Annotated in this window: 17 protein-coding genes; 6 read left to right on the forward strand and 11 right to left on the reverse strand. The window is 56.2% G+C overall.

The window, feature by feature from the left end:
- Nucleotides 1-16 precede the first annotated feature (16 nt).
- On the forward strand, nt 17-2,146 hold the full coding sequence (locus ACAW74_RS20015; protein WP_370700002.1) for a M3 family metallopeptidase: 2,130 nt from the start codon (nt 17-19) through the stop codon (nt 2,144-2,146).
- A 233-nt stretch (nt 2,147-2,379) separates the two neighbouring features.
- Here the strand turns inward: ACAW74_RS20015 and ACAW74_RS20020 are convergent, their stop codons facing one another.
- From ACAW74_RS20020 to ACAW74_RS20030, 3 genes are all read right to left on the reverse strand, one after another.
- Nucleotides 2,380-3,066, reverse strand: a complete 687-nt coding sequence (locus ACAW74_RS20020) for a thioredoxin domain-containing protein (protein ID WP_370700003.1) — start codon at nt 3,064-3,066, stop codon at nt 2,380-2,382.
- A gap of 110 nt (nt 3,067-3,176) precedes the next feature.
- The gene (locus tag ACAW74_RS20025) at nt 3,177-3,587 is read right to left on the reverse strand and encodes a putative quinol monooxygenase (protein ID WP_370700004.1); all 411 of its coding nucleotides are present in this window, start codon (nt 3,585-3,587) and stop codon (nt 3,177-3,179) included.
- A gap of 45 nt (nt 3,588-3,632) precedes the next feature.
- A complete protein-coding gene (locus tag ACAW74_RS20030) occupies nt 3,633-5,351 on the reverse strand; it encodes a M14 family metallopeptidase (RefSeq protein WP_370700005.1) in 1,719 nt (572 codons plus the stop codon).
- 277 nt (nt 5,352-5,628) lie between these two features.
- Between ACAW74_RS20030 and ACAW74_RS20035 the strand changes: the two genes are divergently transcribed.
- The gene (locus ACAW74_RS20035) at nt 5,629-7,200 is read left to right on the forward strand and encodes a sensor histidine kinase (RefSeq protein WP_370700006.1); all 1,572 of its coding nucleotides are present in this window, start codon (nt 5,629-5,631) and stop codon (nt 7,198-7,200) included.
- Between the two features lie 31 nt (nt 7,201-7,231).
- Here ACAW74_RS20035 and ACAW74_RS20040 read toward each other — a convergent pair whose 3' ends face one another.
- Nucleotides 7,232-9,550 (reverse strand): mechanosensitive ion channel family protein, encoded by a 2,319-nt coding sequence (locus ACAW74_RS20040; protein WP_370700007.1) that lies wholly within the window; start codon nt 9,548-9,550, stop codon nt 7,232-7,234.
- A 309-nt stretch (nt 9,551-9,859) separates the two neighbouring features.
- Between ACAW74_RS20040 and ACAW74_RS20045 the strand changes: the two genes are divergently transcribed.
- Both ACAW74_RS20045 and ACAW74_RS20050 read left to right on the forward strand, forming a co-directional pair.
- Entirely contained in the window at nt 9,860-10,552 is a 693-nt protein-coding gene (locus ACAW74_RS20045) for a LytR/AlgR family response regulator transcription factor (RefSeq protein WP_370700008.1), read from the forward strand.
- Between the two features lie 61 nt (nt 10,553-10,613).
- Entirely contained in the window at nt 10,614-11,243 is a 630-nt protein-coding gene (locus ACAW74_RS20050; protein WP_370700009.1) for a dioxygenase family protein, read from the forward strand.
- A gap of 3 nt (nt 11,244-11,246) precedes the next feature.
- Here the strand turns inward: ACAW74_RS20050 and ACAW74_RS20055 are convergent, their stop codons facing one another.
- Both ACAW74_RS20055 and ACAW74_RS20060 read right to left on the reverse strand, forming a co-directional pair.
- The gene (locus tag ACAW74_RS20055) at nt 11,247-11,642 is read right to left on the reverse strand and encodes a VOC family protein (protein WP_370700010.1); all 396 of its coding nucleotides are present in this window, start codon (nt 11,640-11,642) and stop codon (nt 11,247-11,249) included.
- 122 nt (nt 11,643-11,764) lie between these two features.
- Nucleotides 11,765-12,316, reverse strand: coding sequence for an alpha/beta hydrolase (locus ACAW74_RS20060; protein ID WP_370700011.1), 552 nt, complete (start codon nt 12,314-12,316; stop codon nt 11,765-11,767).
- A gap of 183 nt (nt 12,317-12,499) precedes the next feature.
- On the opposite strand from ACAW74_RS20060, the gene ACAW74_RS20065 reads away from it, so the two are divergent.
- Both ACAW74_RS20065 and ACAW74_RS20070 read left to right on the forward strand, forming a co-directional pair.
- Entirely contained in the window at nt 12,500-13,012 is a 513-nt protein-coding gene (locus ACAW74_RS20065) for an RNA polymerase sigma factor (protein ID WP_370700012.1), read from the forward strand.
- The gene (locus ACAW74_RS20070; RefSeq protein ID WP_370700013.1) at nt 13,002-13,577 is read left to right on the forward strand and encodes a hypothetical protein; all 576 of its coding nucleotides are present in this window, start codon (nt 13,002-13,004) and stop codon (nt 13,575-13,577) included. Before ACAW74_RS20065 ends, ACAW74_RS20070 begins: the two co-directional genes overlap by 11 nt.
- A 125-nt stretch (nt 13,578-13,702) precedes the next feature.
- On the opposite strand, the gene ACAW74_RS20075 is transcribed toward ACAW74_RS20070, so the two are convergent.
- From ACAW74_RS20075 to ACAW74_RS20095, 5 genes are all read right to left on the reverse strand, one after another.
- Nucleotides 13,703-14,935, reverse strand: a complete 1,233-nt coding sequence (locus ACAW74_RS20075; protein WP_370700014.1) for an alkaline phosphatase family protein — start codon at nt 14,933-14,935, stop codon at nt 13,703-13,705.
- A gap of 84 nt (nt 14,936-15,019) precedes the next feature.
- Complete coding sequence (locus ACAW74_RS20080) at nt 15,020-15,490, reverse strand: DUF1801 domain-containing protein (protein ID WP_370700015.1); 471 nt, start codon at nt 15,488-15,490, stop codon at nt 15,020-15,022.
- A gap of 150 nt (nt 15,491-15,640) precedes the next feature.
- Nucleotides 15,641-18,274: an ABC transporter permease gene (locus ACAW74_RS20085; protein ID WP_370700016.1), complete on the reverse strand. Its 2,634-nt coding sequence runs from the start codon at nt 18,272-18,274 to the stop codon at nt 15,641-15,643.
- A gap of 2 nt (nt 18,275-18,276) precedes the next feature.
- Nucleotides 18,277-20,931, reverse strand: a complete 2,655-nt coding sequence (locus tag ACAW74_RS20090; RefSeq protein ID WP_370700017.1) for an ABC transporter permease — start codon at nt 20,929-20,931, stop codon at nt 18,277-18,279.
- Nucleotides 20,928-21,254: a PadR family transcriptional regulator gene (locus tag ACAW74_RS20095; RefSeq protein WP_370700018.1), complete on the reverse strand. Its 327-nt coding sequence runs from the start codon at nt 21,252-21,254 to the stop codon at nt 20,928-20,930. The genes ACAW74_RS20090 and ACAW74_RS20095 overlap by 4 nt, the downstream gene beginning before the upstream one ends.
- Nucleotides 21,255-21,265 lie beyond the last annotated feature (11 nt).

Here is a 21,265-nt window from a genome sequence, read left to right on the forward strand (position 1 = left end):
AATCGATCTTCATCAAATGAAAGTTACTCTTCTTCTCGCGTTACCTGTTGTGATGACTGCGCTCATGTCGGGACGACCCGCCCTCGATCCGCCAGCCGGAAACCCATTCTTTTCGGCTTATACGACTCCGTTTGGGGTACCTCCGTTTGATCAGATCAAGCCCGAGCATTTCGAGCCCGCCATCGACGAAGGTATCAAACAACAAACCGCCGAAATCGCCACGATCACGCAACAGAAGTCGGCCCCGACGTTTGCCAATACAGTGGAGGCGCTCGAAGCGAGTGGCGACCTCCTCCGGCGGGTCAACACGGTGCTGGGCAACCTCAACGGGGCCAACACCAACGATCAGTTGCAGAAAATTGCCCAGACAGTCGCGCCTAAACTGGCCAAACACAGCGACGACATCATGCTGAATCCGGTCCTGTTTAGTCGGGTGAAGGCCGTATATGAACAGCGCAGCAAGCTCAAACTATCGGGCGATCAGCAGCGACTGCTCGAAAAGATGTATAAGAATTTCGTCCGTAACGGGGCGGCTCTGACGGGTGAGAAGCAGGAGCGACTCCGGAAAATTAACGGCGAGCTATCGGTGCTGACGTTGAAATTTGGTCAGAACCTGCTTGCCGAAAACAACGCGTATACACTCGTTATCGATAAGCAAGAAGACCTGAGCGGGCTGCCCGCTTCAGTGGTGGCTACTGCGGCAGAAGAAGCCAAAAGGCGGAAGCTGGAGGGCAAGTGGGTATTCACGCTCCAGAACCCGAGCATCATGCCGTTCCTGCAATATGCCGACAACCGGAAGCTGCGCGAGCAACTCCTGCGGGCATACCTGGAACGGGGCAACCACAACGACGAACGCGACAACAAGGCCATCATGGCCAACATGGTTGCCATGCGCGCCGAAAAAGCGCAACTGCTGGGTTATGACAATCACGCGGCTTACGTACTGGAAGAAAGCATGGCCCAAACGCCCACCAAAGTCGCTGAATTGCTGAATCAGCTCTGGACGGCCACGGTGCCCGTGGCCCGGCAGGAAGCCAAAGAGTTACAGGCGATCATGGACAAAGACCCGGCCGCTGGCGGTGCCAAGCTGGCTAGCTGGGACTGGCGTTATTATGCCGAAAAGCTCCGCAAGGAAAAGTACGCCCTCGATGAACAGGAACTGCGCCCCTACTTCCCGCTGGAAGGCGTACGCGAAGGCATCTTCATGCTGACCGGCCGCCTCTATGGCCTGAAGTTCGAGCGCCGTACCGACATACCGGTGTACCACGAAGACGCCACGGTCTACGAAGTGAAGGAAGCCGACGGGCGTCACATAGGCCTGATCTACATGGATTTCTTTCCCCGGTCGAGCAAGCGCGGTGGGGCCTGGATGACCAGCTACCGGCGTCAGGAGGTCGAGAACGGCAAGAAGATCACGCCCGTCGTATCCATCGTCTGCAACTTCTCGAAACCCACCGGCAACGTACCTGCGCTGCTGACGCAGAACGAAGTCAGCACGTTTTTCCACGAATTCGGCCACGCTCTGCACGGCCTGCTGTCCAATGTGCACTACGGCAGTCAGTCGGGTACGTCGGTACCGCGTGATTTTGTGGAGTTGCCCTCGCAGATCATGGAAAATTGGGCCGTGGAGCCGGAGATGCTAAAACTGTTTGCCAAACATTACCAGACCGGGGCCGTCATCCCCGACGCGCTGGTAGACAAGATCAAGCAGAGCAGTCTGTTCAACCAAGGTTTTGAAACGAGCGAATACCTGGCCGCGTCCCTGCTCGACATGTCGTACCACACGCTGAAACCCGGTCAAACGCCCACCGACGTGTTGGCGTTCGAGAAACAGGCAATGGACAAAATTGGCCTGATCGACCAGATTCCGCCGCGTTACCGGAGCACCTATTTCCAGCACATCTTCTCGGGTGGCTACTCGGCAGGCTACTACAGCTACATCTGGTCGGCGGTGCTCGATGCCGATGCGTTCGAAGTGTTCAAGCAGAAAGGTTTGTTCGATCCTAAATCGGCGCAGTCGTTCCGCAAAAACGTGCTCGAACGCGGTGGCACCGAAGATCCCATGACGCTCTACCGTAAATTCCGTGGCGCCGAGCCCGACATCAAACCCCTGCTCCGTCGGCGCGGCCTGCTGAAAGCGATTTAGTTTAGCGCACAGCCTTCCAATGAAAAGGCCTTTTGAGCCGATTTTTTGTCATTCCGACCGGTCCGCCGGTGCGGGCAGGAGGAATCTTGAGGTATTCTAACTCACAAATAAGGATGCTTTAAGATCCCTCCTGCCCGCACCGGCGGACCGGTCGGGATGACAAAAAAAGCACGACCACTTTGCTCAAGGATAGGTAATGCGTTGAGGGTATTCTATACTCACTCTCCCCAGGCTTATTTCAACATCGCCCGCAGCGCAGCTTCGTCGCGGAAACCGGTTTGGCGGTCAGCCAGCTTGCCGTTACGGAAGATCAATAGGGTTGGCAACTCGTCGACCTGATAGGCCGTCATCAGCGGTTTTTCTGTGTCGGCATTTAGCTTAATGATCGTCGCCTGTCCGGTCAGTTCCTGCGTGAGCTTATCGATGATGGGAGCCATTTTTTTGCAGGGTGCACACCAGGGCGCATACACATCCACCAACACCAGCGGTTGCGCCCGCGTCAGGCTGTCGAAGCGCGCCTTTGTCCACTGCGGGCTGGCCGTCGAGCGGGTTACGCCGTCCACCGGCATCATCCGCGACGACCATTTCAGATACCCCCCCTTCAACTCGTGGACATCGGTATAGCCCAGCTCGCGTAGCTGCGCGACGGCCCGGCTGCTACGCCCGCCCGACAGGCAGTACACAAAGACGGGCTTGGTTTTGTCAAGCGAAGCAAGCGCCCGCCCGAAATCGTCGCGTTGCGAGTTGATATTGACGGCATTGGGTAAATGGCCATCGGCAAACTCGGCAGGCGTGCGCACGTCGATCAGCTGGGCAGCCGGGTTTTGTTTCAGTTGGGTCGCGAACGTATCGACGGAAACGGTCTGCGCCCGTACGCACAGGCTGACGAAGAACAGGGTGGCAGCAAGGAGGTAGTTCATAGGGGTACGTGGTCAGTGCCGTAGTCGCTCAGCCAACGAAGATACGACATCGCAGGCGACAGCGAGGACAGGGTTGAACACAGCTATTGCCAGACGGTGCCTCGTTGCGCTTACTTGATCTTCATTCCCGGCACGAGCGGGGTGGTCTCTACCAGTTCGAGCGACCGAACCATGTCTTTTGTGCCCGTTTTGTACTTGATAAAATGGGGAGTTTGTAAATGAGCTTTGTACGCCGCCGAATCCGCGTAAATTTCCAGAATCGTAATGTGGTTGGGGCGCTTTTTCTCCGCTACGGCATACAACGTCAGTACCCCCGGCTCTACCCGCACCGACGTTTCGGTTTCTTCCTTCAACAACGCATTGTATTGGTTAAGCTGCGTCGAGTCGATGACCAGTCGGGCGAGCCGTACCAGTTGGTTGCTGGGCTGGCGTCCTTGCTGCGCCAGGGTGGGGCTGCTAAAAGCGAATGACAGGACGATGGTGAGCAGCGAGGCGCTCAGGTACGTTAGCTTCCGGTTCATAGTAGTGCGTTTTTTCAGTAAACGAGTTGGGTACGTATCGGCTCCTCATCGATTGCCTTCCAGCCGGTAGACTGGGTACCGGTTGACCGTTTTCTCGAAGTAGGGGGTCTGTTTGTAGATAAACTCCAGTTGGGCGTTGGCGCTTTCCGCAAAGGCTTTGTCGGCGGCGCGCTTGTCGGCCAGTTTCTGGCGCAGGGTGGGGTCATTGCGGAGTAGTTCGGCGGCGGTGTCTTCAAAAATATAATCCGAGAAATACTCCTTCTGGTCGAGGGTGCTGTCGAAGAAATTCCAGGCAAAAAACGAATCCTGCGCCTGCGGTTCCAGCGTTTCGATCAGGTAACGGTTGGTAGGCTGATTGGTCAGAATCAGGTAATCGCCCTTGTAAAACGGAATCTGCTGCGTCTCCGAACGTACCCGGATCCCCGTGTGCAGGTAATGCCCTTCGTAGGGGCGCGGGGCCGTTTTGTAATCGTCCAGGTAATAGGCCGACACCGTCAGCAGCGTATCCCGGGTAAACGCCTGCATCGTCACGCCGTTGCGTTTCAACAGCGTGATCACCTCCCGCCAGCCCTGCGGGATCACGTACCCACGGGGCGCAGTCAGTTGCAGGTCGGGCACGAAATGGTTCAGGTAGGGGATGCGCTTGGTGAAGGGCTTGCTCCGGTCGTAGTACAGGCGGCGCAGGCCCGAAACGTCGCTGGGTTTGTAGGCCGCCTCGTAACCCAGAAACGTAATCGAATCGACCCGGTTGCGGTCGAGCCGGTAGTTAAGCGCGAAAGTCGTTTGTTTAGTAACGGCGGCATCGGCGCGCTGTTTGTTAGCCAGAATCGGGCTGGCGTCGCGCTCGCACAGACGTAACACCGCCTCGTCGAAGGCGTAACTGCCCTTCACCCGAGCCGGGTAATCCTTCCACATGTGCGTTTCGAGCGTGAAGCCGAAGCAGTTGAACAGCGCCGCGTAGCCTGTGGAGTACCGGGGCGAATCGTTGTACCCAAGCAAACCGCTCTCGGGCGTGTCTTTCGGATGATTTACGTAGGGAGCCGTTGGGAAACCCTTATCGGCCAGCATTTTGTCGAGTGCGGGCTGGAACGTCTGGGTCATATAACCCGACACGGCGGGATGCAGCTTGTCTTTCTGCGTAGCGAAATACGTGACCACGTGCTGGTAATCGGCCCCGTCGCTGGTGTGATTATCGATAAACACCTGCGGCTTCAATTGCTGAAACATCGCTTGGAAGGCCTTCGTATTCTCGGCATCAGCCTTGATGAAATCGCGGTTCAGGTTCAGGTTGCGGGCATTGCCCCGAAAGCCATACGTATTGGGGCCGTTCTGGTTCACGCGCGAGACGCCCCGGTTCAGGCAGCCATCCACGTTGAACACCGGCACAATCGCCAACAGCACGTTTTTGGGCAGTTTGTTGGCCTGCAACAGGTCGCGGGCCAGCATCATGCAGGCGTCGATGCCCTCCGGCTCACCAGGGTGGATGCCGTTGTTGATGAGCAGCGTGACGCGGTTAGGCCGGGCCGTAAACGACTTGTCGGCGGCCAGTAAAAACAGGTGGAGCGGCTTGCCTACATCCGTTTTCCCCACTTCAACCAATTTCGCCTGATCGAACTGTTTGTCGAGCCGCCCGTAGTAGTCGATGATTTGTGGGTACGTTGCAGTTTCCCGCCCTCCACTTCGCTCGTAGGGCGTCGTTAAATCGGGTTTGGTCTGGGCAACGGAGGCCGTAGTGAGCAGGGTCAGCAGCAGCGCGATTCTCATGGGTTGGTTGTATAACGGCCCTAAGTTATTGGGTAAGCTGCACTGCCCCGGCTCAATGCTCAAAAAAGAAAGGCCTGTGCGTCTGCAATGCATACGTAACCCGCCTTTATCTAGTCACCAATGGCCTGCGAAGTAGGTGAATAGGCGAACCATTCATACCGAAACGTACCTGAAGCACCGCAGCCGCTGGTTTCGCCCCATTTTTCGCGTAGTTCGTCCCATTGGGGCCCCGCGCCTCCGCAGCCTGCCTAGTTTTGGCCTACAAGCAACGAACATCATGCAGGATACTACACGCTTTCGACGGTTCGAGACCTACTTGCTGGTCGGAACGGTCACCATTTACATCATCAGGCGACTAATTCAGGAAATCAACCAATATGAGGGGCGCTACTGGTCGGCGGTGGCCAGTCAGCGGGGGGCGTCGGTGGGGATCCTGCGGCAGCTGAACGGATACGACCACACCCTCAACAACAACGTACCCCTCATTGGTGGGGCGCTGCTGGTGCTACTGGCCTGGTTTGTCTTCCATCAACTGGCCTACCCGAAGCTGCAACAACAGGCTGATGATCAGCAAGGCTGGCTGCTGACCGGCGCGGCGGCCGGGCTTCTGCTGGTAGGTACGTTGGTGTACCATTACCTGAAACTGTATGTGCGCTACCAGCACGACGGCCTGGACAACGTAATCGGGCTGGCGGTGTATTCGCTGTATCGAAAACGAACCGTGCTGGCCGACACCATCGGGCTGGGGATACTGCTGGGTACGTATGAACTGGCCTTCCAATACTATCAGTTTCTGACGCACCGGATTGCGCGTGAGTCGGCGGCCCATTTCCGGCTGGTGAGCTACCTGCTGCTGAGTGGACTGGCCCTGATGGCTGTTACGTTTGCGCTGACGGACGCCCTGCCGCCAACGCTTTGGTACCGGGGGAGCGGTTTGCGCGATCTGCTGATCGTCCTGTGCCTGGGTGGGCAGATTCTGGCCCTGCAGCAGTATGTCTATACTCAGATCATCCCGTTGCTGGCCCAACCCCGTACTTCGGAATCAGCCCTGACAGCCAGCATTGGCACATACCTGCTGAGCATCCTGCTCGTGACGACGGCGCTGTGGGGAGCCGCCACCAATTTCTACTTCTGGGCGTTCGATCCGCTCATCGTCTTTTCGCTCATCGTCATTATCGGCTCGGTGTTCATTGCGTATCTGCGGCAGGTGCTCAATAAAGAAAAGGTGGTGTTGCAAACACAGGTGTCGGCGGGAGCAGCCGAGCTGTCGAGCCTGCGGGCGCAGATCAACCCGCATTTTCTGTTCAATGCGCTCAACAGCCTCTATGCGACCGCGCTGAAAGAGAAAGCAGATAAAACGGCCGACGGCATTCAGAAACTGGGCGATATGATGCGGTTTATGTTGCAGGAAAACAACCGCGACCGCATTCCGCTCGACAAGGAAATCGAGTACCTGCGCAACTACATTGAGATTCAGCGGATGCGCATCGACGAATCGCACGACATCGCCATTCGGGTAACCATTCAGGAGCCCAGCCGCTCGTTGTCCATTGCGCCCATGCTGCTGACGCCCTTTGTCGAAAATGCGTTCAAGCACGGCATTAGCCTGCGGCACCCGTCTTGGATTACCGTCACGCTGACGCTCGATGACACCCAACTGTATTTCAAAGTGCATAACTCCCGGCATCCGAAGCCGCAGAACGACCCCGAAGCTGTACACACCGGCGTGGGCCTGGCCAACGTCAGGAAACGGCTGGAACTGATTTACCCCGGTCAGCATCAGCTGGTCATTCAGCAGTCGGATCAGGATTATTTCGTGGCGCTGACACTGCCTTTTTTCACGAACTAATCGCCAAAGGTGGGTTCAACGAAGTCAGCGGCTACAGCAGTTTGATGCCGACTTCATTGAACCGGGTTATCAGGCGTTGCAGGAGTTCACTCTTCAGACTGGCTTCGCTCGAAATGCTCTTGATCCAGATGACGACCTTCAGTTCAATGGCGTCGCCGCCGATGCTGCTGATCATGATGTCCGGCATCTGCATGGATTCGCCGAGTTGGCTCGCTTCGTTCTGAATAATGGCCCGCAGGTCATCCACCGACGTGTCGATGGCCACCTTGAGCGTAAACTCTGTTTTCAGGTACGTACCCCGCGACGACCAATTGACGAGCCGGTTCGACAGCAAATCGCCGTTGGGAATGATGACCTCCGACCCCTGCCCGGTCAGCATGCGGCTGGAGCGAATACCGATGTCGAGGATACGGCCTTTGCGGTCGGCCAGTTCAATGTAGTCGCCGATGCGGAAGGGCTTCTCGAATATCAGGATGATACCCGATACGAAGTTGGTAACGATCGTTTGCATACCCAGGCCGATACCGACGCTGAGCGCTCCCAGCACCACCGTGAATTTGTCGATCGAAATCCCCGATGCTACCACCGCCAGCAACACGCCCCCGACAATGATAACCAGCCGAATCAGGGCCAGAATTGAGCTGACCTGATCGACCTGCCCATCGGTGGGAGGAAGCTGACTTTCGCCGAAGAACAGGCCGACGTTTCGCTGAAGCAGACTCGACAGGTAGATGATGATGGAAAACGACAGGATATTGCTCAGGCTGAAAGTGACGCTGCCAAACGTGCGGGGCTTGCTAAGAATACCACTGATGAAGTTGAAGACGTCGTTATCGATGCCCAGATTAATGAAGAAGACCATCAGCCACAGCCCGATGGCCAGCAGAATCAGCGCTTTTTTGGCAAACGCACGCGAATGGCTGACGTTGACCCGCGAGAAAAGCCCCTTGGAGCAGGCGCTGATGCGAATTTGTAGCTCCAGGGCTTCGAGTACGATTTCGATGAAAACGACTAGCCCCGTAATCTGAACCAGCGCCACCACGGCGGTGATGCTGAACGTTTTGGCCAGGCTGATCCGGCCGAGGAGGTTCAGGACAATGGCGAGGAGGTGCAGCACAAAATACAACCGCGTTACCGGCCGGACGATGCGGATACTAACAGAGCTAAAGTGCAGGTGTCTGGCGTAGTGGTAACCCGTGTACAAAAAGGAAATGTTCAGGATGATGAGCCAGAGCCGCGACCAGAGCGAGCCGTTGAGCAGGCTGTTGGTTATAATCAGCAGCACGTACAGTACACCGTTGAAGAGCCAGAGTCGCAGGTCGGATTTGGGTATTCGGCGCCATAAATAAACCGTCAGCACCAGCAGTAACAGAAACTGGGTCAATTCAATATAAAACGATGGAGAACTGGGTTCGAAGAGCGGAATCAGGTTCAGCAGCACGATCAGTGAGGCAACAACCGGAATGGGGTGGAGGGTATCGCTTTCGGGATCAATCGACAGCTCGGTGGCTTTACGATGATTGGTAAAGACCCAGACGAAAAAGCCGACAGCGAGCAGGTACAGCAGAAACCGGTTGTCCCAAGTCGAGGCCAGGAAGTACGTCAGGATTTTCTGTTGCCCCTGATACGTCGACCGAGCAATGGCTTGTGACTCACTGGTAGTAACTGCGGCGGGAGCCTCCCAGAGAAAGGGCGCTTCCTGCTGGAGGACGTCGGTCGCCGATTGCTGCGCTTGTTCGTTCAGCGTTGTTTGCAGGTCGTTGACGCGCAACGACGTACCTGATACGTTGGCCAGCAGGCGGCTTACCGTGTCGAGTTGCGCGGTCGTTCGGACGCCAGCCTCCTGCAACTGTAACTTCAGGCTAATCAACTGGTCGCTGTAGAGTTTCTTCTGGGTAGTGTCGCTACCGGCCACGACCAGCAGCGAATCACTGCTCAGGGCAAGCAACTGATTGAGCTGACTTTGCAGGTCGTTACTGGCTTTGGAAAGGCTCGTTTGCCAGGTGCCCAACTTGGTCTGCGCGTCGTTCAGAATAAGCCGGTAATTGGCCAGACTTTTGGCATCGATGTTACCCTTTTGCAGGTTGATGTCGTCCTGAATGGGTGTTACGTTGGTCTGTACATCCGCCAGGCCGGTGCGTATGCGTGCAACTCCATACCCTCGCCGACCCGCCGCCTTCACCTCGGTAATGATCGATTGGGCTTTCTGAATTCTGAATAGCAGCGTATCGGGAATCTGTTGGTCAGATTCGGGCGACAGGATGCTGGTCGTGTCCTGTCCGTAGGTGGGCAAAACGCTCAGGAATAAGGAGATAAGCAGCCAGCAGGCAATAAAACAGCGACTCTTCATAGGCTTACAAGCGGGTTGTACTTAGTATGTAAACGTGAAAGAGTGGCTCAATGGCCTTCTTTTCTTTCAAATAGCTCCCTCCATCGCTGACCTGCCAGCGGGCCATAATGGTGGGATCAAGGCAACGGTTAACCGTGTTGGGGGAGGTTTCCGCACTGCCTGCAACGCGGCTCTACGCCCTTAACCGCTAGCTTTGCCGGTGCGGGCTGACAGGGTAGGGTTATTGGTCAAAAAGGCCAGGTAACCCATCGCCGACAGGTGGGCGGGTACCGGTCTACTGCTTCGTTTATTCACTTTTTCGTATCAACCATGCCACTGACTGCCATTGCGATCGACGATGAACCCCAGGCGCTGGACGTGATCCGGCTGCACGCGGCGAAAGTGCCGTTTCTGGACCTGAAAGCGCAGTTTACCGACGCCTATGAGGCCATTGCCTGGCTGCAAACCAACCGCGTCGATCTGCTCTTTCTCGATATTAAGATGCCCGACATTTCGGGCGTGGAGGTAGTCAACTGCCTGCCGCGTCCGCAACTGATAATCTTCACCACGGCTTACTCCGATTTTGCCGTGCAGGGCTTCGAACTCGATGCCGTCGACTACCTGCTGAAGCCCTTTTCGCCCGCCCGCTTCCTGAAAGCCTGCACCAAAGCCCTCGATATCCACACGTTGCGGGCAGGGCCGACCGTACCGGACTTTCTCTTCGTAAAAACGGGGTTCGAGGAAGAAAAAGTGATGCTCGACGACCTGCTGTATGTGGAAGCCGACGGCAACTACCTGTCGCTGGTATTACCCACCCGCAAGCTGCTCACCCGACAGACCCTCACCGACCTGATGCAGCAACTCCCGCCCGACCGTTTCGTGCGCGTTCACCGATCTTACTGCGTGGCGGTGGATAAGATCACCAAACTGGCGCGGCAGGACATCACCGTGGCCCACTACGTTATCCCCATCGGCGCGTCATACGAAGACGCCGTGGCGGGCATTCGGGCGCGGCTGGCGTAGAAGGGCTGGGGCCGGTAGTGTTCAGAAAGGTTGTAGATTGTGCTGAAAACCAGGTACGTTCATGAACCGATACACGCTGTTCGCGCTGAACCTGCTGCTGAGCCTGACGGGGTACTGCCAATCCAGACAGGTGGGTGGCCCTTGCGAAGGCTGCGAAGCCATCCACGAAAGCCCGATCCCGTTCGAGAAGCTGGACAGTTTCCTGAAGCTTCCCGACGCCACCTGGCAGGGTACAAAGCCGCTGGGAATTAACGGTATCGTCTATAAGGCCGACGGCAAGACTCCGGCGCCGGGTGTGGTGCTTTACCTTTACCACACCGATCAAACCGGGCACTACGTCGCCAACAAGGGCGCCAAAGGCTGGGAGCGGCGGCATGGCTCGTTGCGCGGCTGGCTGCGAACCAACGAAAAAGGCGAGTACAAATTTGTGACGTTGCGGCCGGCGCCTTACCCCGACGCCGATGAACCGGCTCACATCCATGTCACGGTGAAAGAGCCGGGCCTACCCGAATACTACATCGACGAGTTTGTCTTTGCCGACGACCCGCTGCTCACGCCAGCGAAACGCCAAAAGTTGGACAACCGGGGCGGCAGCGGCATCCTGACGCTCATAGACGTGGGCAACATGTATAAAGCTGAGCGTCCCATCTACCTCGGCCGTAATATACCCAACTACCCGGCTGGCCGCTGATGGCTACAACTCCCGTTCGCCGTAGCAGTAGCAAAGGCCGTCGGGCGCCACCACGAAGAAGACCTTCCACCGCACGTCGCCGTGCTGTTGCCTGCTGAAGCCGGGTTGTTCCTGTGGCCATCCGTTGGCTTTTAATTCGGCAAAGGCGTTGGCTACATTGTCGACCTCGAAAAAGCAGCCATCCTGTGCCGGGTCACCGCCGTTTTCGGCCAGGCCAATCTGTAGCCCGTCGCGCTCAAGTGTGGCTGCCGGATGGGGCGTGTCGGTGCGGGAGCGTAGTTGAAAACCCAGGTACGTTGTATAGAAGGGCAGCGCCGTGTCGAGGTTTTCGACGGGCAGGTTCATCTGGTCCTGCTGATAGGGCCAGGCATTTTTCAGGGTAGCTTGTGGGCTGGTCATGACTTGGTTGGCGGTAAGTTGATTTGCCGATACAAGCATACGAACCGCAGCACGTAACCTTTTTACGGTATGCAAGATGCCCGCTTAAAAAAGATCTTTGTACACCAGAGCCGAAGTGAACCCTAGTTGGATTGGCCCTTGATGTCTTGGGCTACAACGTCAAGACTGTTTTCGAATTGGTGCCCGCCCCGGTCAATCTCGCGAAACATCGCTGTTGGAAGCTTTTTTCGGTAGGTCGTAAGATGATCAAATGGCACCTCTTCATCGTCGCGGCAATGGTAAAAGAAGAACCGGCTGGCCGGAGGCAGGCATTGGGCAAAATCGGCCTGAAGTGTTAAGCCCTGCACCCAATCCTCTTGGCCCGTCCAGAATGGTGTTGCCAGCAGGAAAACTCCGTATGCTTTGGTTGACAGCTTGTTTTCGGACAGGTATCTAAGCAGCAGCGCCGCGCCCAAAGAATGGGCAACCAAAATACCCTCGTCGCTGAGTTTTTCGAGTTCGTCTCCGATTTGCCGTAGCCAGCCAAAATCTGGGAGTGACTCATCCGTTTGAAGCCGGGGGTAACGGATCGAATACGGCACTCCCAAGGCTTGTTGCAATGAGTCCACCAACCTGGCGTCAGCGTCATAGCCATCGTTTCCCCCACCCTGTATAAATAGCACTTGCTTGCTCATAGCCTGCGGATTCTATCCGTTTGTTGATTCAACCGAATTACTTGACTGAGTCCATGCCAATCAAAAATACAGACCCGGAATCTGGCCTGCTGAACGTACCCAACAACAGAAAACATCCGAAAAGTGAGGACGTCTGTAAGATTTGAGCGACTGACCGGTACTAATGCAATAAATAGCCGGGTCATGAGTGAACAGGAGCAGAATCAGATTTTCGGGGCGTGGCTCAACCAGTACAAAGCACTGATGTTTAAGGTAGTGCGTGCGTATGCCACTACGCCAATGGATCAGGACGATCTGTTTCAGGAAATCAGCATTCAGGTGTGGCGCTCGATTCCTGCCTTTAAACAACAGTCGGCCACCACCACCTGGATTTACCGGATAGCCTTCAACACGGCGCTGAAGTGGGGCAGCCGCGAACGGAAACACGCCCAGGCCCACGAAACGCTCGACAATGTTCAGGCCATCTTACAGGCGACGCCCCTGCCGGGCGATGAGCGCCTAACGTGGCTCTATGAAGCCATTCAGCAGCTCGACGACATCGACCGCTCGATCACCCTGCTGCTACTAGACGGATTCAGCTACAAAGAAATGGCCACGATCACGGGCATCTCCGAATCGCATATCGGCGTGAAGATCAACCGGATTAAAAAACAGCTTATCACCAAATCAAAACAACAGGATTACCATGGAATTTGACGAATTGCAAAGAATCTGGAATACGCAGGCGAGAGAGCCACAGTGGGTTATCAATGAAACTGCCCTGCACAACCGTATTGTCGTCAAGAAGAAGCAGGCAGGCCATATTACCAATATCAGTGAATGGCTTATCCTGGGCGTTAACCTGGGCGCGGGCGTGTTTATACTGGGCCTGACTATGGTGAAACCCACGGCTGGTGCGTTATGGCTGTACCTGATGGCCACCTGGATGCTGGGCACCGCCGCCATTGTGCTGGCCAATCGCCTGCGCCGACTAAAGAACACCCCTTCGTTTGACCGCTCAATGCTTGGCGAAATCAGGGCGGCGGTTTCTGTTGCCACCTATCAGGTACGTCTTTCGCAATGGATGCGCTGGAATAGCCTGCCGATTGGGCTGCTAAGCCTGTTAGGCGTCTGGAAAGGCGAGCAGTCGATCTGGCTCATGCTGGCGATCGGCCTGTTTTTCGCCCTGACGTACCTGGCCAGCGGCTGGGAGCATGACGTCTACAAAGCCAGAAAACGAGAGCTGGAACGCCTGCGGTACAAACTGGAGCAGCCGGTTTAGCACGTACCTGCCGACGTTCTGCTATGATCGACACAAGCATACGAACCGCAGCACGTAACCTTTTTCCGTTGTGTGTTCGTTGGCCAGAAAAACAAGGAATCCCCTGTTACCCATAGGCTCCACGCTTACTTCAGCACGATCCAGCGGTTGACAGAATTGGCGGGGCCTTCAAGCCAGATTTTGTAGAATGAGGACGGGTACTTTTTCAGCGAAAAAACGGCCTTCTGAAGCCTCACAGGTACGTTGCCAAGCAATTGATAGCGGTCGGTGCCGCCGGTTTCAACCGCATTGGTCGTCGATAGCCACACCTTTACGCGACCCGTTTGGGTAAAGGCGTTCCAGCCAATGTGCAGGCTGTCGCCCTGTAGCTGTACCTGTGGGTCGGCCAGCGAGATGGGGCCGGTGAGCGGCACCCCGTCGATTTCGCGCTCGACCTCGGTAGGTATACGCAGGCCCATGTGCCGGGCAATAGTCGGCATCAGGTCGACGATCGCTGGCTGGATACGTTGGCCGTAGGCATTCAGCTCGGGTTTGTTGGCAATCACCCAGGTCTGTCGTTCGCGATCCGACTGCCCACCGTGGTTGTGACCCGTTTTAGCGTCGCGGCCGTGGTCGGTCGTGATCACCAGCAGCCAGTCTTCGCGGCCCTGTAACTGCCGGGTACGTATGGCTCGACTGAGGCGGCCAAGCTGGGCATCCATCTTCTCGACGGCGGCGGTTAGCTGCGGGCTATCGCCGTGGCGGTGGCCCATATCGTCGGTATATTCGAGGTACACCCACGAGAGGTCGGGCCCCTGGGTGCGCAGGCAGGCCACCGCTTCGTCGATCACCCGGTCGTCGATGCGGCTCATGTATGCCTTCTCGCGGTCATGCGGGAAGGCCATCGTGTCGAGTTCGTAGCCATCGGCATGGTAGTCGACGTGCAGGTTGCCGGTCTGCGGCAGGCCATCGCCCACAAGCTTGGTGCGGTTGTCGAGCCAGCTGGAAAACACCGCCGTTTTGCGTTCGGGATACTGGTTTTTCAGCAGCCGAAACAGCGTAGGGTAGTGGTAGTTGGGCGCTTTGATATCGTTGCCCCAGACGTTGTGCTTGTTGACCCACGTACCCGTGAGCAGGCTGTTGTAGCCGACCGCCGAGATGGTAGGCGTTTGCGAATACGTACCCCGCTGCCCGCCCACGTAAGCCCGCTTGTAAAAACCCGCCCGGCTGAGGCTGTCTAAATGAGGCGTGTTGGCTTTTTCGAGCACATCGGCCGGAATGCCATCCACGATTACAAAGACGGCTTTGGGTGTTCGTTTCTGGGCCAGTGCAGGCCAGCAAGCCAGGCAAAGTACTACTAACAGCGGAGCAGTTTTCACGGAAGCAGACAGGTTTGTTTGCCGCAAAAGTAGCCGTTTGGGGGTGTGGTATTACGTAAGGGCCAACTGAACGGCTCGTGATAGCTAGCTGGCCGACTTTATGCCCTTGCGTTGCTGTTCGTATATCGTGATCCAGTTGTCGGGGGTCAGTTTGGCGGCTAGTTCGCCCAATAAAGTATACGGAATCTGATCCGGTTTTTTGAAGCGCACACACCCCTTACCCATGTCGAGTTTGGTTTTGCTGTGTTTCGGATATTCGCCCACAAACCAGTTCAGCAAGGCTTCGTCGCAATACAGGCCGACGTGGTGGAAAACCACATAGTTCTTCTGCGAACCCACATTGATGAAAGGTAACGGTAAAGCCGGATTTGAGTGGTAGCCAGTCGGATAGAGCGCGTGCGGCACTACGTACCCGATCATTCCGTAGCTCATTTCTTCCGAAAAGCCTGCGGGTAAGTGCTGCCGGAGCACAGCGCAAAGCTGGTTGATCGCCGCCTTCCGGTCGTCGGGCAGGGTGTCGAGGTATTCGTCGATGGTGTTACTGGTCGATCGCATGATGATAAAGGTTAACCAATAGAGAATCGGTTTATCGACACAAGCATACGAGGCGTAGCGCGTAATCTTTTTACGTTGTGATCCGTCATTTCCAGAAAGATGCACGAGTAGGAAAAGAAAAGCTGACGTTGCGCCCCGTGAACGGCCTGACTATTCGCTTCGCAGGCTTTTCACGGGGTCCATCAGGGCAGTTTTGATGCCTTGGAAACTAACCGTCAGCAGGGTGATGAGCAACGTACCTGCACCGGTTAGGGCGAAGACCCACCAGGTAATGGTGGTGTGGTAGGTATAGGCCTGAAGCCAGTTGTCGAGGGCGTAATAGGCAATGGGCACCGCCAGGGCCAGGGCAATCAGCACCAGCACAACGAAATCTTTCGAGAGTAACGCCCAAAGGTTCAGCACAGACGCGCCCAGCACTTTCCGCACGCCGATCTCTTTCGTGCGCTGCTCAGCTATGAACGAGGCCAGTCCGAAAATGCCGAGGCACGAAATGAAAATGGCCAGCGCGGCAAAGACAGACGCCAGCGTACCGATACGCTCTTCGCTGCGAAACTTCTGGTCGTACTCCTCATCGACAAACGTATAGTTGAACGGCGCATCGGGCAGATGCTCTTTTAACACCTCGCCAATGGTGGTCAGCGCGGCCTGCGAACTGCGGGCCGGGTTGAGGCGCATGGTCAGGAATTTGCCGGGTTTGGGACCGATGAAAAAGACCGACGGTTTAGCAGGTTCGTAGGGCGAGTCCATCACCATATCCCTAATCACGCCGATGACGTGGAAGCTGAGGTTAAAGCCGCTGCCGTTCCAGGTGACGGTTTTGCCGAGCACATCGGTCAGACCCATAAACGCCACCGCCGATTCGTTCAGCACGATACCCAGCGAGTCGGAGGCCAGTTTTCGGGAGAAGTCGCGCCCCTGTTTGAACTCCCAGCCCACCGTTTTGCCAAACTCATGCGAGACGTTGATGGTCGCGAAATTGACCTGCAACGTGGGGTCTTTACCCGCCCAGTCGAACCCGCCGTTGGTTGACCGGACTTCGGTGAGCGGGCTGGCCGATTCGCCGATTTCGAGCACCGCACCCGACCGGATCAGTTCGCTCCGTACGGTTTCGCGGTGTTTTCCGTAATCAGGTACGTTCAGGAGCAGCGAGACAAGGCCGTTGCGGCTATAGCCGATGGGGCGGTTTTTGGCGAACTGAATCTGCCGGTACACCACCAGCGTACCGATAATCAGCGTGATCGACACCGTAAATTGCATCACTACCAGCACCCGCCGGGGCGTAGCAATGCTCCTGCCGGTTTGGATGGCTCCTTTCAGCACCGTAACGGGCCGAAACGACGACAGATACAGGGCTGGATAGCTACCGGCAATGAGCCCCGTCAGCACGATGAAACCTACGCCCACGGCCCACAACCAGGGATTCGTAAACGCAACCGTCATGTGCTTGTCGGCCACCTGATTGAACAACGGCATCGCCAGCCAGACCAGCCCGAGCGCAACGACATAAGCCAGCGTAACGACCAGCAGCGACTCGCCAAAGAACTGCGCAATCAACTCCTGCCGCCCGGAGCCAATGGCTTTGCGGATGCCTACTTCTTTCGCCCGATTGACGGAGCGGGCGGTGCTGAGGTTCATGAAATTGATGCAGGCCAGCAGCAACACGAACAGCCCGATCAGGCCAAATAGCCACACAAACTGAATCCGCCCCCCTTCGTTGACGCCGTTTTTCCAGTCGGAATACAAGTGCCAGCGCGACATCGGATACAGCAACACCTCGGGCTTCTGGGCGATATTGCCATTCGTTTTACCCACAAGCAGGTTCCTAACCGCCGCCGAGGCATCGGCTAAACTGACCGACGGGGCCAGTTCGACGAATAGTTCAAACGAGGTGTTGGTCCAGTCGTCTTTGGCCTCTTTTACCCAGTCTGTCGAGGCGGCGTACAGGTCCCAGGGTGCCAGGAATTGCACATCATCGAAGGTGTTTCCGGCGGGAATGTCTTCGTACACGCCCGTTACGTTGACCGTCATGGTATTGTCGAGCGTCAGGGTTTTGTTCAACGGATCGGTGTCGCCGAACAGTGCCTGTGCCAGCGACGCCGACAGCAGGATCGACGCGGGTTCTTTTAGCCCATCCCGGCTGCCTTTGCGCATGGTCAGTGAGAGCATATCGGGCGCGCCGGGCGTGATGAATTTGCCGCTTTTCGAGAACACCTGATTTTGCAGCGAGACCGTGTGCCAGCTTGTCCACCAAGCCAGTTCAACGTGTTTGAACCGATCGCCGTAGGTCGTTTTCAGGCTTTGCGCCACCGGAATGGGTAGACCCATCTTGGTATCGGTTTCGCCGTTGACGGTTCGGTTACGCACGACCTGCGCAATGCGGTCGTACTGCTGGAAGGATTTGTTGACCGAGAGTTCGTCGTACACCCATAGCCCAATGAGCATTGCCACGGCCATGCCCACGGCCAGCCCACCGATGTTGATGACCGAATACCCTTTGTTTTTGACCAGGGTGCGAAGGGTGATTTTGAGATAGTTTCGTAGCATTGTCGTACTGGTTGGTTTTGAATAGTACAGAGTCTTCTCTCGCCGGATGAACTGAGGCCGCAGCAGGCTGAGCACGTCGCGGACGTAGCGCCAGCGAGCCCGGCGCATACCCACCGCCTCGACCCGCTGCTGAAAGAGCTCGTCGAGGTCGCCCTCCAGCTCATCGAGCCGGTGAGGGGCCACCAGCCAGCGCAGCAGGTACGTTGCCCAGCGCGGGGGTCGGGGTACGTTCGCGTTCATGGCTACTCGCTCCGCAGGCTTCGCACCGGATTCATCAGGGCCGTTTTGATGGCCTGAAAACTGACCGTCAGTAACGTGATGAGTATCGCGCCCAGGTCCGTTGCAGCGAAGATCCACCAAGAGATGTCGGTACGGTACGTATACCGTTGGAGCCACTGATTCAGCGTGTAATAAGCCAGCGGAACGGCCATACCTAGCGCAATGACGACCAGCACCACAAAGTCTTTGGAAAGGAGGCTCCATACATTGAGCGCCGACGCTCCCAGCACTTTACGGACACCCATTTCTTTGGTCCGCTGCTCTGCAATAAATGAGGCTAAGCCAAACAGGCCCAAACAGGAGATGAATATAGCCAGCACCGCAAAGACCGACGCGAGTGTACCAATTCGTTCTTCGGCGGCGAACTTCAGTGCATACTGAAGGTCCGAAAACTTATAGTCGAACGGACTGGCTGGGTTGAACTTTCGAAAAACGACTTCTGCCCTGGCGAGTGACTCGCTGGCACTGAGTCGAGGATTCAGTTTGAGAGTAATGACATTCGACCAGCCGTAGTTCAGCAGAAAAGCCGTTTGGTAAACCGGCTCGAACGGCGACTCCATAACCATGTCTTTGATCACACCCACGATCTGAAAGGGTTTACCATTCCATTTTATTGTTTTCCCCACCGGGTCTGTCAAACCCATGTAGCGGACCGCCGTTTCATTCAAAATCAGACTGGACGAATCGGTCGAAAAAGCACGGGAGAAGTCGCGTCCGGCAACGAATTGCCAGCCTACAGTTTTGCCAAAATCATGGGTGACCGCCATCACGCCCAGTTGTTCCTTAAACGTGGGGTCTTTGCCCGGCCAGTCGAATCCGACCAGCCGCGAACCAAGCTCGGTGGTTGGCGATGAAGAAGTTGTCATGTCAGAAATGGCACCCGCTTCGATAAGCTCGCTCCGTAAGGCGTTGTAATGGCTCGACAACTCCGGGGTATTCATGGTAACGGTAACCAGCCCGGCGCGGTCATACCCAATGGGTCGATTTTTAGCATACTGTATTTGCTGAAAAACGATAATGGTGCCGATGATGAGCGTTGCCGAAACAGTGAACTGGATAACAACCAGGACCTGACGGGGCAGTGAAGCCAGCCGCCCAAACCGGAACTGTGACAACGCGCCGACTCCTTTCAGAACTTTGATTGGCTGGAAGGAAGACAGATACAGGGCGGGATAACTACCCGCTATCAGACCCGTAAACAGGCAGAAACCGAGGCCCAGCAGCCAGAACACGGGTGTTGTCCAGGGTAAGGACAACTGCTTGTCGGCCACGTCATTGAAAAAGGGCAGCGCCAGCCACGTAAGCAGCAGCGAGAGGGTAAAGGCAATCGCAACGACCAGTAATGATTCACTAAAGAATTGACCAATCAGTTGGGTGCGGAATGAGCCGATGGCTTTCCGAATGCCGACCTCTTTGGCGCGTTTTTCGCTTCGGGCCGTGCTGAGGTTCATGAAGTTGATACAAGCCAGCAGCAACACGAATATCCCGACAATGCCAAACAGCCAGATGTATTGAATCCGGCCTTCCTCACGACCCGAATGATCCCATCCGTACAAATGCCAGCGGCTCATGGGGTGCAGAAAGATCACGGGTTTCAGATGCGCTGTTTCTGGAACATGAACGAGCCTCAGGTTCTTTATCTTTTCAGAAACTGCTTTAAACGTCGTGTTGGGCGCAATCTGGGCGAAGATCTGCCAGGAATTGTTGTGCCAACCGGCGTTTGCCTGAATCCAGGGCTCCGAGGCGACGTACAGATCCCAAGGGGCTATAAACAGCATCTCGTGCAACTCTGTGTTATACGGTAAATCGGCATACACACCAGTTACTTTGACGTTCAGCTTGTTGTCGATCTTCACGATTTTGCCGATCGGATCGGTATCATCGAAAAGGGCCTCGGCAACGGAAGCGGCCAGCAGGATCGAAGCGGGATCTTTTAACCCGGACCGCGTGCCTTTCATCATCGGCAGCGTAAATACGTTGGGCGCTTCCGGACTTATGTAACGCCCTCTTTTTGTGAATCTTTTGTCGCCATACGTCAGAACGTGTTCATTGTTCCAGGACGACAGGAGGACGTGCGTAAAATCGCTCGCATAATCCGTGCGTAGGATATCAGCCAGCGGAACGGGTTGGGCCTCACCGGCACCAAATACGCCATTGACGGTGGCCCCCTGCATCACTTTCGCAATGCGATCGTACTGCTGGAAGGATTTGTTGAACGAGAGTTCGTCATACACCCATAGCCCAATGAGCATGGCTACGGTCATACCCACGGCTAAGCCGCCAATGTTTATACCCGAATACCCTTTGTTCTTGATCAGGGTGCGAAACGCGATTTTTAGATAGTTGCGAATCATGGTCGTATGGGTTGGTTTGGGGTAGGTTTGTTCTTCTCGTTTCATCAGCGAAGGCCGCAGCAGGCTGAGCACGTCGCGGACGTAGCGCCAGCGGGCCCGGCGCGTACCCACGGCCTCGGCCCGCTGCTGGAAGAGCTCGTCGAGATCGCTTTCCAGCTCATCGAGCCGGTGGGGCGCCACCAGCCAGCGCAGCAGGTACGTTGCCCAGCGCGGTCGGGTTGGTGCATCACCGACGGGTCGGGGTGGTTGGGGTGGCTTGTTCATGACCAGGTGGTTTGCGGAATGGCGGCCCACATCTGATTACGCAGTTGCCGAACCTCCTCCAGCGCCCGGCGACCGTAGGCCGTTACCGAATACAGCCGCTTGCGACGGCCACCCCGTTCGGCTGTCATGCCCCCCATTTCGGAGCTAACCAGACCTTTCTCCTGAAGTCGGTTCAAGGCCGAATGCACCGCCCCCAAATTCACCGAGCGGCCCATCTGCTGCTCAATTTCATTGACGATAGCTGCCCCGTAGGCATCGCCCGACCGGATGGCCACCGCCAGCAATACCACCTCTTCAAACTCGCCCAGGTACGTCCCCTTCATGGCTTACGATT

It is taken from the genome of Fibrella musci, from assembly GCF_041321105.1.
Classification (GTDB): Bacteria; Bacteroidota; Bacteroidia; order Cytophagales; family Spirosomataceae; genus Fibrella; species Fibrella musci.